Origin of the sequence: Streptomyces sp. TSRI0281, from assembly GCF_001905125.1 — a bacterium.
GTDB lineage: Bacteria > Actinomycetota > Actinomycetes > Streptomycetales > Streptomycetaceae > Streptomyces.
This window is the reverse complement of record NZ_LWLE01000034.1, coordinates 160868-172946: the sequence shown is the minus strand read 5'-3', so window position 1 is coordinate 172946 and position 12079 is coordinate 160868. Positions and strand designations below refer to the sequence as shown.

Here is a 12079-nt window from a genome sequence, read left to right as displayed (position 1 = left end):
CGACGAACTGATCGCACTGGAGCGCGCGGCCTGAGCCGAGCAGCAGGAAGGCCGCCTCACCGTGGCGGCAGCAGTACAGCAGGCCATTGCCGACCACGCGACGGCCACCGGGCAGGACCGGTACAAAGTCGAGGCCGCGCTGAAGAAGCTGGTCCGGCACCCTGAGCCCCCAGCCGACGCCTGACCCCGGACGCACGAAACAGCCCCCTCCATCCGAAGGTGAAGGGGGCAACCCCGCAGTGCGGGGACCAGGCAGTCTGTGACGTCCAGCGCGACGTCATCCGAGGACCAACCCCGCGCGTACGGGGACCATTCAGCCGGCTTCTCGAAGCCGTTGGCGTTGTGGGAACCATCCCCGCGCGTACGGGGACCACGCTGTGTGTGACGGGGCCATCCCCGGCCACCCTCATCTGTTGCGTTGCCGATGTGCGGGTGGGCTGTTGACTTGCGGAGTCCGTGCCGAGGGGCTGACCTGCTCGGGGCGTTCGTGCGTCGGGCGGGTCAGTCCCGGTGGGTGGCGGCGTTGTCAGACGCGGCTGATCCTGGAGATGGTGCCGCTCAGGGATGTCGCCGAGCCCGATCCGACTTCTGCCTTTAGACTCGAACCCACATACGCCCAGCCTTCGTAGACGCCGATTGCCTTGCTGGAGCGGTTCCACAGCGACCTGGCGGACTCAGCCGGTAGTTCTGTTCCCCGCCCGCTCACCCGGTGGACGTTTCGGTGCTTGTCGACGACACGAAAGTGGATCCGCCTACCGTCTTCTGGGGAATTGGCGGCAGCCTTGCGCAGGATCTCGTTGTCCTTCGGCGGTGTCGCCCGTGAGTCAGGAACGCTGACCGCTACGGCCAACTCAGAGTTGCTGTTCCCACGGATTGACGACCAGAGCCCCGGTTCGGGCCATGTGCTTGATGTTGCGGGTGGCGACCGTCCAGCCGTTGGCCAGGGCGGTGGCGGCGATCAGTGCGTCCGGTGGGTCGATGCTGGTGCCGGTGGCCTTGAGCGTCTTGTGGATGGCGAGGTAGGCAGCCGCCTCCCGTTCGCCGATCGGCGCGATGCGGTTGCCGTATTCGTGCCGCACCGTGGAAAGGGCTCGGGCGTAACGGGCCTGTCGTACGGGATCCGGGGTGGCGGCCACGCCGACCTCGATCTCAGCGACAGTGATCACGCTCAGGAAGCGGTTGGGTCTGGCCGTGGAGCGGAACCATGCCAAGACGCGGGGGTTGGGCTTCGCCCGGGTCGTAAGCTCGGCGACGACATTGGTGTCGAACAGATAGATCACTCGGCGTCCGTCTGCTCGTCGTAGGAGCGGGCACCGAACTCCAGGCCGTCGAAGGGCTGGGAAAGCAGGAACTCCTCGAAGCCGTCGTTGCTCAGTGTCACCCAGCGATGGAGCATCTCGGGCAGCGCCTCGATCTCCGTGTCGGCGAGCTCGGCGTCGAAGTGCCGGCGCTGGTCCTCCGGCAGGGACTCCCGGATGTCACGAATGGTCCGCAGGGGGTGCGACGACGGGGGCGGCGGCGAGTGAGACCCACCGCTGGGGGCTGTGGTCATCCGCATCGCCTCCGTTTGATCATGCCGTCTGCCGCTGGTACCAGGCTACGGGTTCCCGCCTGCCCGCCCCCATCTTTACGACGAGAGCGGGGCGTCTGTCTGCCTGTCGGCCGAGTGACGCCAGCAGTTCTCGCGCATGCAGCCGTCCTCCGTCGATGAGGCTCCGCGCCGGGGACCCGCCCCAGCCCGGTGGCCGGCCGGAACGGAACCATCACTCATGACGAGAGGCGTGGAGGAGTGATTTCTCGGGCCAGACGCCCTGAGGACGACGTTTGCACAGGTCACAGCTGCGCCCCGAGAAAAATCTCAAGCGGGTGTCGCAGGTTCGAATCCTGCCGGGGGCAAAAGACCGCGGACCGGTCATGGTCCGGGGCCCTTGATATCGGATCGTCGTCATAGAGAACCCCCGGCGACGTTGGGTCTGCCGCCAAAAGTAGAGAACCCGGGCGTCCAGGTCCACGTCAGTCTTATGACTGGTGAGATAGGCCGCCCCCCCCCGTTCGCCGATCGGCGCGATGCGGTCACGGAATTCGCGCCGTACCGCAGCGAGGGCTTGGGCGCAGCGGCCTGTCATACGGGATCCGGGCCGCGGCCACGCCCCGCCTCGATCTCGGCCACAGTGATCACGCTCAGGAGGCGGCTGGAACTCCAGCCCCCGTAGGGCCGAGAGCGCAGGAACTCCTCAGAACCCGTGGCTCAACGTCACCAGCGGTGCGGCATGTCGGGCAGCGCCTCAATCTCCGTGTCGGCTAGCCCGGCGTCGAAGTGCCTGTGCTGGTCCTCCAGCGGGGGCTTCCGGATGTCAACAGCCCTGAAGGGCGGGGCTCGATGGCCGTCGAGATCACCGTCATGCTCTGTCCGCACCGGCTCCCGGCATTGACCGCCATCAGCCTCCGGGCCTCGTCTCATTGCCGGACGGACTGGCGGCAGACAGGGCGGCCCCCCACTTGGCCGTGCGGCGTTCCCGCACCCTGTTTATGATGGACAAAATATAAATAAGCACCATAAAGCATGGCGGATGGGTCAGTGCTCGGCCGTGGAGTCGATGAACTCCCTTACGGCATCGACCGTCACGCGGGAGGCCCGCCCCGTGCGGTGCGGGGCTCGGTCCCGGATGCGAAGACGTCGTCGCGGCAACCGAGCACACCGCGGCAGGCAACATCGTGGTGTTCGGCCTGCGCGAAGAGCTCGAACCGCCTCCTCCCCCAATACCCCCTCCTTGACCACGTTTGAGTACCGGTTACTGAGCCGTCAATCCCGAACCACCTTGTCAGGAGCCCGAGATGGCTGAGGAAGAGAAAGGAGCGGGCGGCATCGCCGCCCTCGCCGAAGCGAACGCGCCGGTGTTCGAGACGCTTGTCCGGATGACACTCGACACGTTCGAGCGGTCCGGGCTGGACCAGGAGACGTATCTGCTTGCACGTATCGCGGCGCTGGTAGCCGTTGACGCCTCTGCCCCGTCGTACCTGCTCAACATCGGCACGGCCGCGGAAGTCGGCGTGCCGATGGAGAAGATCCAGGGAACGCTCGTGGCGATCGCCCCCGTGGTGGGCAGCGCCCGCGTCGTGTCCGCCGCCCGTGCCATCAGCGACGCGTTCGGGCTGGACACCTCCGGAGAAGGGCAGCAATGAGGATTGGCTTGGTCTGACGTCGAGCTTTGGCCGGCTTGCTTGGTCAGGGCCGACGGCCCCCTCCTCTCGCATGCACTGCGACCTCGGCACGGATGACACCGAACAGGAGAAGCAATATGGGCAGCTATGTGAATCTCGCCTATGACTACCCGGTCCTCGGAGCCTTCTGGACGGTCATGTGGATCTTCCTGTGGGTCATCTGGCTCTTCCTGCTCTTCCGCGTCGTCGCCGACATCTTCCGCGACGACTCCATGCACGGCTGGGCCAAGACGGGATGGCTGGTCTTCACGATCGTCCTCCCCTTCCTGGGCGTCTTCGTCTACCTCATCGCCCGGGGCAAGAACATGGGCAGGCGCGAACAGGAGCACGCCAAGGCCAAGATGGAAGAGACGAACCGCTACATCCGCGAGGCGGTCGGTACCACCGAGCCTGCCGGCGCGGTGGACCAACTCGCCAAGCTCTCGGAGATCCGGGCCCGCGGTGACATCTCTGACGAGGAGTTCCGCCTGGCCAAGGAGAAAGTCCTCCACTCGTAATGGCATGCGAGGCAAAGCCACGTCAGGAGAGCGAAGGCCAGGAGCGGCCCCCATCGCCATCGGGCCGCTGAGCCGACGGCGCGCCCGGCGCCGGTCCGTGCCGGGCGCGCCCTCGACACCTTCGTCTCCCGCGCCGTCGGCCCACCCCGCTGAACGATCCGACAGGTACCCGCTGCGCGCCGAGCTCTGAAGGAGCCAAGGAGCGCTCGGCCAGCCGTTCAATCGCCGCCTTCCGGCCGCTGTGCCACCCGCTCGGCATCAGTGGTCGCGCGGCCGGTGGCGGCAAGGAGGGCGAGCAACGCGAGCACGGCGAGCAGAATGATGACCAGCAGCAGCACGGCCAGGGCCGTCGGGTGGTTCCAGAGCGCGAAGACCAGAGCCACGGCCAGCAGGGCGGCCGCGGCGAGCCGGCGGCGGTGGGCCTGGGTCCAGGTCCCCACCCGGCCGGTGCGGACCTGGTGGGCGTAGGCCCATTGTGCCGCGGAGCCCGCGGCGCGCTCGGAGACGTCCCGGATGGCGCGCGGGAGCCGTCCGGGGCCGATCAGGTAGGCGCCGAGCGCGATGACCGCACCGAGCACGATCGCCGTGCGCAGACTGTCCTTCAGGAAGCGCAGCAAGGTGTCGAAGACCGCTGCCGCGGCGGCCCCCGACTGGACCTGGGGCGGGAGGTGGTCCAGGTAGTAGCGGCGGGCGATGACCAGGGCGACGGCAACGACCAGGCAGGCGAAGGCCGCGCCGAGAGCCGTACGGGCCAGGGCACGGCGGCGCCGGTGTGCCAGCAGCACGCCGACCGCGCCGGTCACCACGGCGAGCGCAGGAAGCCAGTTCCCGATCGTGTCCAGCAGATGGGCGCCCTTGCGGATCTTCTCCAACTGGTCGGACTGGAAGAGCACCATCTGCTTGTCGACCTCGGGGATCTTGGCGGCCGGGGACAGGCCGGCGTCCACGAGGGCCTGCTTGACCTGGTCGACGGCTTCCCCGACGTCGAGGGTGACCGTCCCGGCGTGCACGCCCACGGCGCCACGGCCCTCGCCGGTGAGCGCGTGCACGACGGCGGTGTGGGCGGCCCGGTTGGCGTTCGTCCAGATCCGCTCGAAGCGGTCGCTCCGAACGAAGCGGGTGGCCACCTTCTCGACCGTGTCGTTGATGGCGGCGTCGAGCTGCGGGCCCAGCCCCTTCACGGCCTGCGCGGCCCGCGGTGGCAGGCCCTGTGCCTGGAGCCAGGCGGCGATGTCCGAGGCCGCCCGACTGCCGTCCACCCGCACATCCGTGGCATGGGTGATGCGCTTGACGGCCGCGTCCTCGATCGCCGGATCCGAGGCGAGCGGCGAGACCGTCCCCACGAACCGGCCGGTGTCCAGAGCGATGTCGTGCACCCACACCGTCAGCAGTGCGACCGGTACGAGAACGCAGGTGAGCACGATGAGCACTGCCGAGACGGTGTTCCGCGTGATCCGTACGGCCGGTCCGTACGTGGACTCACTTCTCGCCGCGTCACCCGCGCTCCCCGCGGGGACGGCAGCGGGCTCGGGCGCCTCGTGCGGGCTGGGCATGGGGGCTCCGGCACTTGTGAAGGGTTGACCTGCCTCCATTACCGTCTTTCCACGGCAAGAGGGCCCGCGCAGCTGGACCATACGGGCGAGACTCGGTCAACCGCCCGGAGTGGCAGCCGCCGACCCACGGGCGACCTGAAGACTCGGCAGCGACGGCGTCCCCGCCGCTTTGGCGTGTCGAATCGATCGATCGATTCGGCGGGGATCGCTGGTGCATCGTGCCGCGACGGCGATGAACATGCGGCGCACATCGCCGGGTGTTGCAATGGACCTGTTGGCGGGAACGCCCTTGCGTGGAACCCCACGGCGGCGACACCGGTCCCCTCACAGCCGTACCGGGTCGCGGCCATCGGCGGTCCGTACCGCTGACCGACTTGCTTCCCGTGGGGGTACGAACGAGGCGGACGCCCGCATCGCGCCCGACCGCCCGGGTGCCGGGTCGGCTTGGCCGCCCCGCTCGGACAGCGGTTGGGTACCCACGGGGCGCGGCGCCCACGTACAGGCCCTCGGCACGGCCCTGCCCGGCAGGAGGCTCCATGCACAGGGACTCCGGGGCGCGCGGGCGCCTCGTACAGCGTTGGTCCGCACGCCTTGCCCTCGTGGCCGGGCTCGCTGCGGTAGTGGTCCTTCTCGTCTTCGCCGGAGTCAAGAGCATCACGCTCCTGGGCTCCGGTCTGGCCGGGTTGGCCATATCGGCTGCGAGCCTGTGGTGGGCACTGACCCTGCGTGGAATCGGCAGGCTACTCGCCTTCGCTCTGGCCGCCGTCGCCCCGCTCGCGGTGCTGGCGCTCTACGCGTGGGCGGAGCTGCTGTGGGTCGTACTCGTCTCCCTTGCCTTGTGGGCCCTCGGGGTCTCCGCCGGAGGAGCGGCACTCAGCAGGGACATCGGGCAGGTCGGCCCCCCGGAGATGCGGACCGCTCCTCCCCAGCACCCCTTCCTCATCATGAATCCACGATCGGGCGGTGGAAAGGTGGGGAAGTTCCATCTCAAGGAAAAGGCCGAGGCGCTCGACGCCGATGTCCTCCTGCTGGACACAACTCACCAGCAGGATGTGGTGGCGCTCGCCGACAGGGCGGTCGAACGCGGCGCCGACCTGCTCGGAGTCGCGGGCGGCGACGGCACACAGGCCCTGGTCGCCGGAGTCGCCGCCAGGCACGGCATTCCCTTCATGGTGATCCCGGCCGGAACCCGCAACCACTTCGCCCTCGCCCTCGGCCTGGACCGGGACGACCCGTCGACCTGCCTGGACGCGCTCACCGACGGCGTTGAACTCCGCGTCGACCTCGGTTTCATCGGTGAGCGTGCCTTCGTCAACAACGCGTCCTTCGGCACCTACGCGGCCGTGGTGCAAAGTCCCGCCTACCGCGACGACAAGGTCCGCACCATCCTCCAGACGCTTCCCGACCTGCTGACCCGCCGACGCGGTCCCCGGCTGACCGTCCGCACCACGGACAGGGTCATCGACGGCCCCCAGGCCGTGCTCGTCAGCAACAACCCCTACCGGATGGGAGACCTCGCCGGCCTCGGGCGCCGTGAGGTCCTGGATTCAGGTGCCCTCGGCGTCCTGGGCATCAATGTCGACAACGCCGCGCAGGCAGCCGAGCTGCTCGCCGGGAGGCGCGCGCCCGGCCTCACCACCCTGACCGCACAGGAGGTCGTCATCGATGCGGACGAGCCCGAGATCGAAGCCGGGGTCGACGGTGAGGCACTGACCTTGCCCACGCCCGTACGATGCACGATCCGGCACCGGGCCCTGCACGTCCGGGTACCACGGCACCGCCCTGGGATGCCCCGGTCCAGGGCCCCCATGGACTGGCGGCGGCTACGGGAGCTGGCGCTGAGCTGAGCTGAGCTGAGGAAGCTGCCGCCCTTTGGACGTCACCGGTTGAATGCCTATGACTCAGGGCGTTTTCGAAGCGGACCGCTTCGCGGTTCTGCTCCTGCTGGTTCCTGTGCTGCCCCGACCGGACGTGGCGGGCTCCTTCTTTTGCTTCTTGGCCTTCCCTGTGGCTGCGACCGTCCGCGATCGCGCTGTCCGGGTCGGTGCGGTCGGCCACTTGAACTCGATCTCCAGTTCGATCTCCCCATCGCCGATCCCGACCTCTATCTCGCTACGAAGGTCGTCGGGGATCCGCAGGCTCAGCGTTCCGGGGCTGAGTTCCAGTTCGGCTTCCCCGCCTTCCCGCAGCGCGGCCGCGAGTGCCGTGAGTTGGTCAGCCGCCTCAAGACGTGACAGAGAGCGCTTCTGCTCAAACTTGAGGTCCTTCATGGGCATCTCCATTCCAGAAGGAAAGGGTGGATAACGCCTATTCTGCTGCCGCGTGCCGGATCGGACATCCCCATGGCCGGTGCGCCCATGCGCGGGGCCCGGAAGCGTTCTAGCGTGAAGAGGAGTCCCAAGCCCGCGGAATTGCCGAAGCCCGTGGGGCCGGCCTTCCGACGCCTGGCCCCGGTCACACGAAGCAGGCCCCTGGAGTGTGCCCGGAGGCAAAGGGGGCGGACCTGCCGTCCGGCGTCCGGCCGGAGTGCCTGTGCGCGGGACGGAAACTCCTCGAAGCCCCTCCGCCCGCGGATCTACCCTGGGCCTCATGCCCCCTGGAAAGACCTCGTACGTCTGCCTGCCCTGCCGGGTTTCGTACAAGCGGCACCGCCCCGGCCCGTACGACCATGACCGGGTCTGCCCCCGGTGTGCCGGAGCGCTGGTCCACGTCGGCTCGGCCTTCGCTGCGCCGAAGAGGCGGGACGCCGCCGCCTGGCGCACGCTCTCCGTACTGCTGCACGCCGGTGTCCGCTTTCACGCGGGCTGCTCCGACGGGCCCGGTTACCGGCCGCGCACCGTCCGGGAGGTGCGCGAGCGGATGAGCCACGCCCGGACCACCGGCGAGCCGTTCGCCGAGGCGCTGATCCGCGACGAACTGCCCTGACCGGCCGGGGAATCGGCCGACCCGTCGCGGCCGGTCCCGGGGCGAGGGAGCTGAGGAGTGCGCTTCAGGACGCGTACGGAACGAGCGCGGGCGGGGCTCCCGTCGGCTGCCGTGTCGCGAACGGCCATGGGCGGGCGAGATGTTCATCGCCGCGGTCGTCCCGCACCCGGTCGGTTGGGGCGAGGGCGGACGCGACGCCCCGCCGAGACGTATCCGCCCAGCCTGGCCAGCTGACGGGCCGTGATGTCGTGGCCGTCTGCGCCCTCCCCGTCACCGCCCTGTGCGCGAAGTGACGGCCTGCCCGGAGCGTCGGTGACTCCGCACGGTCCGGGTGGCTCGCCTACCCGGCGCCGAGCAGTTCGCCGATCACCCCGCGCGCCGTCGTCGCCATCACGAGGTTCGTCTCCCGGTAGTACGAGAGTTCCATGAGCGCGATGGACAGCGCCCAGCCCCGGCCCCGCGCCCAGGTCGCGTCGTCCGCCGCCACCGCCGTACGGAACACCTCCCGGGCCCCGGAGGGCAGCAGGTACCAGGCCGCGATGAGGTCGACCGCGGGGTCGGCCAGGCCCATGCAACCGAAGTCGATGACCGCGCCGAGTCGGCCGTCCGCGACCAGTACGTTGCCCGGCTGGAGGTCCCCGTGGACCCAGACGGCGGGTCCGGACGCGGCAGGTGCCCGGAGCACCTCGTCCCATGCGGTGGCCGTGGCGGCCGTGTCGAGGTGTCCGTGCAGGGCCGCGATGGCGGCTCGGGTCGCGGTGTCCCGGCTCGCCAGGGTTTCGCTGCGGTACGCGGGCGGGCCGTCCGCAGGGTCGACCTGCCGGATCGCGGTGACGAACTCCGCCAGGTCCGCGGCGAAGGGGGCCGGGTCGACGGGGTTGTCGCGGCCCGGGTTCTCGCCGTCCAGCCAACGGCACACGGACCAGGACCAGGGGTAGCCCTCCGCCGGTACGCCCCGGGCGAGCGGGGCCGGGATGGCGAACGGGAGCCGCGGGGCGAGGTACAGCAGCCAGCGGCACTCCGTCTCCGCGTCGTTCGCGCCGCCCTCCTGAAGCGGCAGCCGTACGGCCTTGTCGGCGCCGAGGCGGTAGATCGCGTTGACCGTGCCGTGGGAGGCGACCCGCTCCACCGGAAGGTCCGCCCACTGCGGGAACTGCGTGGCGATCAGTCGGCGTACGAGGGGGACATCAGTGACCATGCCGGTGATCGAACCGGGTTCCCCGCCGCCCCGCAACAGCATTCCTCAGCCCCGCAGATCGCCCACAGCGTCCGCGTAGTACGCCGACTCCGCCGTGTGAAAGGCCAGTTGGCGGAAGGTCCAGCCGGTTCCCGGCGAGTGGTCGAGCTGCTCGGGAGTCAGGGCGTCGAGCCGGTTGGCCCAGATGCGGGCCAGCCGGACCAGGCGGCTCCGCGCCTCGTCCAGGTCCGCCGGCAGGAACGGGGCGAGGTCGGCCGCCGTGGTGCTCGCGGAGGCGTGCCAGTGGTCGGGGCGGGTCACCTCGCCCGCCAACCGGGCCTCCAGCTCCGCGAGATGGTCGATCAGATGGTCGGCCACCCGGCGCACCGCCTTGTGCGGGGTGTAGACGCGTTCCCCGGCGGTGATGGGCGCGCCGTCCCAGGCCGTCCAGGTCGCGGCCAGCATGAGGACGTGGTCGACCATCCCGGTGACGACACGGGCGGGGTCGCGGTCGTCCGTTTCCGGGGTCTCCCCGCCCTCGGTCGGCATGGCGGCCGAGGAGTCGGGTGCGGAAGCGAGCTCGGTGTCCGTCAGGGCTCGCGATACCTCGTATCCATTCATGCTGCGACGATAGGAGCGCAACGTGTCGGCCCCCGCCGAACCGTGACCGCAGGCCCGGCCGCGCGGAGCACGGAACACGGAACACGGAACACCCGGCACGATCCACGAGGCACCCGGCAGCCAGCACCGCGGCACCCGGCGCCGACGCGACGAGCGCCGGACGCGCCCCGCCGAGTACCGGTCGAGTACCGCCCGAGTGCCGGTCGAGTGCCGGACGCCCCGCCCGAGTGCCGGACATTCACGGGCACTTCACCCAGGAGTCAGCCGCACACCCTCCAGGGCTGGTGCGCGCTGTCTAGCGTCGCGGGTACAGACCGGTTACTGAAACGTTACGCCGTCACCTCGGTACGCCGTGACGCCATCACGCCGGTACGCACCAGAGAACAGGGACCCCCGTGAGATTCGCCCCCCTCGTGATCGCCGCGACCTCCGTCGCACTCGTCTCCCCCCTCGCCGCCCAGGCGCAGGACCGGCCCCAGGCCCAGAGCCCGGCGCAGTCCCACCCCCACAAGCCCGGCCACGGCACCCCCGCCGCGCCCGGCGTCAGCGTGCCCGGTGGGCGCTACGAGCACCCGGTGTCGGTGAAGTTCAAGGCCGAGCGCGGAGTCACCGTCCGGTACACGCTCGACGGCACGACGCCCACCCGCGACAGCCGCGCCTTCCATTCAAGCCGTCCGCTGCGGATCGCGAAGGACACCAACGTCACCGCCGTCGCCTTCCGCGGCAACAAGGCCGGCGTCCCGGTGTCGTACGGCTATCTGATCAAGACCCGTGAGAAGCCGCTCGCCAAGATCGTCGTCATGTCCGACGTCCACATCGGCAGCCACGCGACGGCGGACAAGAAGTACGAGAGCTTCTTCGACACCATCGGGTCCATCTTCCCCAAGCCCGACGCGATCCTGTCCAACGGCGACATGATCAACGACAACGGCGACGGCAAGGGCCCCGACCACAAGATCGTCTCCGAGGTCTTCCAGGCCAACCTCGCCCGCAAGGGCATGACCGGCACCCAGCTGCTGATCTCCAACGGCAACCACGACGCCAGCCTCGACGCGATCCGGGCCGGCTACCCCAAGGCATGGTTCCCCGACTCGGGCGGCGGCTACTACGAGTCGAAGGTGAAGGGCCTGCCCGTCCTCACCGTCAACACGGAGACGTACAACTCCAGCACCGCCCAGCGCACCTGGCTCAAGGAGCGGCTCACGGCGATCACCGCCAACCCCGCCAACGCGGGCAAGCCGGTCCTCGTCCAGGGCCACCGGCCCACCACCGGCACGACGATGGACGGCCAGCAGGCCGCGAACCCGCTGCTGGCCGAGGATCTGAGCGCCTTCCCGCAGGCCGTCCTCTTCTCCGGCCACTCCCACCTCAACATCAACGACGACCGCTCCATCCACCAGCGCGACTTCACCTCCGTCAACGACGGCTCGATGAGCTACATCGAGGTGGACCACGGCTACCAGATGGTGACGGACGAAGGCCTCGCCAACCGCTTCGAGTCGCCCACCGCCCAGGCGCTCTTCGTCGAGGTCTACAAGAACCGCACCGAGATAGCCCGGGTCAACATGGCCGCGGACAAGCACGACATCTACACCGGCGGCCAGTGGTCGGCGAACTGGCAACCGCCGTACGCGAGCGCGGGCACCCTCAGCGGCGACACCTGGACGGTGCGGCTGAAGGGCTCGACCAGCCAGGAGATCAAGAGGAACTTCCGGTACACGGCCGCCGAACGCAACACCGTGGCTCCGAAGTTCACCACCCGTAAGCCCCTCAAGGAGGTACGTGACGCGAAGGGCGGCACCGCGCTGCGGATCGCGCAGGCCAAGGACGACCAGATGGTGCACCACTACAACGTGGACATCACCGACGCCTCGACCGGTGCCTCCGTCGTGTCCTCCAAGGTGCTCTCGGACTTCTACTTCACCCCCCGCCCCAACACTCTCGACATCCCGGTCCCGGGTGCGGTGAAGGGCAACCGATACGTGGCCAGGGTCGTCGCCGTCGACGCGTACGGGAACGCCTCCCCGGCCGCCTCGCTGACGTTCCGTAAGTAACACACGTCCCGGTCACCACAGGGTGGTTGA

At 69.4% G+C, this 12079-nt stretch carries 12 protein-coding genes; 6 read left to right on the top strand and 6 right to left on the bottom strand.

Annotation, left to right across the window (positions count from 1 at the left end; translation table 11 throughout):
* Positions 1–61: 61 nt before the first annotated feature.
* Entirely contained in the window at positions 62–184 is a 123-nt protein-coding gene (locus A6A29_RS47690; RefSeq protein WP_274535849.1) for a hypothetical protein, read from the top strand.
* A gap of 667 nt (positions 185–851) precedes the next feature.
* Here A6A29_RS47690 and A6A29_RS32630 read toward each other — a convergent pair.
* Positions 852–1280: a type II toxin-antitoxin system VapC family toxin gene (locus A6A29_RS32630; RefSeq protein WP_073725750.1), complete on the bottom strand. Its 429-nt coding sequence runs from the start codon at positions 1278–1280 to the stop codon at positions 852–854.
* Positions 1277–1552, bottom strand: coding sequence for a hypothetical protein (locus A6A29_RS32625; protein WP_073725748.1), 276 nt, complete (start codon positions 1550–1552; stop codon positions 1277–1279). Before A6A29_RS32625 ends, A6A29_RS32630 begins: the two co-directional genes overlap by 4 nt.
* Before the next feature lie 1283 nt (positions 1553–2835).
* On the opposite strand from A6A29_RS32625, the gene A6A29_RS32620 reads away from it, so the two are divergent.
* Together A6A29_RS32620 and A6A29_RS32615 are read left to right on the top strand one after the other, a co-directional pair.
* On the top strand, positions 2836–3183 hold the full coding sequence (locus A6A29_RS32620; RefSeq protein WP_073725746.1) for a carboxymuconolactone decarboxylase family protein: 348 nt from the start codon (positions 2836–2838) through the stop codon (positions 3181–3183).
* 116 nt (positions 3184–3299) lie between these two features.
* Positions 3300–3719, top strand: coding sequence for an SHOCT domain-containing protein (locus A6A29_RS32615; protein WP_073725744.1), 420 nt, complete (start codon positions 3300–3302; stop codon positions 3717–3719).
* A gap of 218 nt (positions 3720–3937) precedes the next feature.
* Here A6A29_RS32615 and A6A29_RS32610 read toward each other — a convergent pair whose 3' ends face one another.
* A complete protein-coding gene (locus A6A29_RS32610) occupies positions 3938–5272 on the bottom strand; it encodes a hypothetical protein (RefSeq protein ID WP_079183117.1) in 1335 nt (444 codons plus the stop codon).
* 536 nt (positions 5273–5808) lie between these two features.
* On the opposite strand from A6A29_RS32610, the gene A6A29_RS32605 reads away from it, so the two are divergent.
* Positions 5809–7119: a diacylglycerol/lipid kinase family protein gene (locus tag A6A29_RS32605; protein ID WP_073725742.1), complete on the top strand. Its 1311-nt coding sequence runs from the start codon at positions 5809–5811 to the stop codon at positions 7117–7119.
* 54 nt (positions 7120–7173) lie between these two features.
* Here the strand turns inward: A6A29_RS32605 and A6A29_RS32600 are convergent, their stop codons facing one another.
* The gene (locus A6A29_RS32600; RefSeq protein WP_073725740.1) at positions 7174–7542 is read right to left on the bottom strand and encodes an amphi-Trp domain-containing protein; all 369 of its coding nucleotides are present in this window, start codon (positions 7540–7542) and stop codon (positions 7174–7176) included.
* A gap of 319 nt (positions 7543–7861) precedes the next feature.
* Between A6A29_RS32600 and A6A29_RS32595 the strand changes: the two genes are divergently transcribed.
* Entirely contained in the window at positions 7862–8197 is a 336-nt protein-coding gene (locus tag A6A29_RS32595; protein WP_073725738.1) for a deoxyxylulose-5-phosphate synthase, read from the top strand.
* A 340-nt stretch (positions 8198–8537) separates the two neighbouring features.
* Here A6A29_RS32595 and A6A29_RS32590 read toward each other — a convergent pair whose 3' ends face one another.
* Both A6A29_RS32590 and A6A29_RS32585 read right to left on the bottom strand, forming a co-directional pair.
* On the bottom strand, positions 8538–9395 hold the full coding sequence (locus tag A6A29_RS32590; protein WP_073726506.1) for an aminoglycoside phosphotransferase family protein: 858 nt from the start codon (positions 9393–9395) through the stop codon (positions 8538–8540).
* 45 nt (positions 9396–9440) lie between these two features.
* Complete coding sequence (locus tag A6A29_RS32585; RefSeq protein ID WP_073726504.1) at positions 9441–9923, bottom strand: hypothetical protein; 483 nt, start codon at positions 9921–9923, stop codon at positions 9441–9443.
* Positions 9924–10390: 467 nt separating this feature from the next.
* Here A6A29_RS32585 and A6A29_RS32580 point away from each other — a divergent pair, with 467 nt between their 5' ends.
* Complete coding sequence (locus tag A6A29_RS32580; RefSeq protein WP_198953451.1) at positions 10391–12049, top strand: chitobiase/beta-hexosaminidase C-terminal domain-containing protein; 1659 nt, start codon at positions 10391–10393, stop codon at positions 12047–12049.
* The last annotated feature ends 30 nt before the right edge of the window (positions 12050–12079 follow it).

Bases quoted from the DNA above. Each gene is read 5' to 3' on its own strand.
- A6A29_RS32610 (WP_079183117.1), bottom strand. From the start codon at position 5,272: ATGCCCAGCCCGCACGAGGCGCCCGAGCCCGCTGCCGTCCCCGCGGGG.
- A6A29_RS32605 (WP_073725742.1), top strand. From the start codon at position 5,809: ATGCACAGGGACTCCGGGGCGCGCGGGCGCCTCGTACAGCGTTGGTCC.
- A6A29_RS32600 (WP_073725740.1), bottom strand. From the start codon at position 7,542: ATGAAGGACCTCAAGTTTGAGCAGAAGCGCTCTCTGTCACGTCTTGAG.
- A6A29_RS32620 (WP_073725746.1), top strand. From the start codon at position 2,836: ATGGCTGAGGAAGAGAAAGGAGCGGGCGGCATCGCCGCCCTCGCCGAA.
- A6A29_RS32625 (WP_073725748.1), bottom strand. From the start codon at position 1,552: ATGACCACAGCCCCCAGCGGTGGGTCTCACTCGCCGCCGCCCCCGTCG.
- A6A29_RS32595 (WP_073725738.1), top strand. From the start codon at position 7,862: ATGCCCCCTGGAAAGACCTCGTACGTCTGCCTGCCCTGCCGGGTTTCG.
- A6A29_RS32590 (WP_073726506.1), bottom strand. From the start codon at position 9,395: ATGGTCACTGATGTCCCCCTCGTACGCCGACTGATCGCCACGCAGTTC.
- A6A29_RS32615 (WP_073725744.1), top strand. From the start codon at position 3,300: ATGGGCAGCTATGTGAATCTCGCCTATGACTACCCGGTCCTCGGAGCC.
- A6A29_RS32585 (WP_073726504.1), bottom strand. From the start codon at position 9,923: ATGCCGACCGAGGGCGGGGAGACCCCGGAAACGGACGACCGCGACCCC.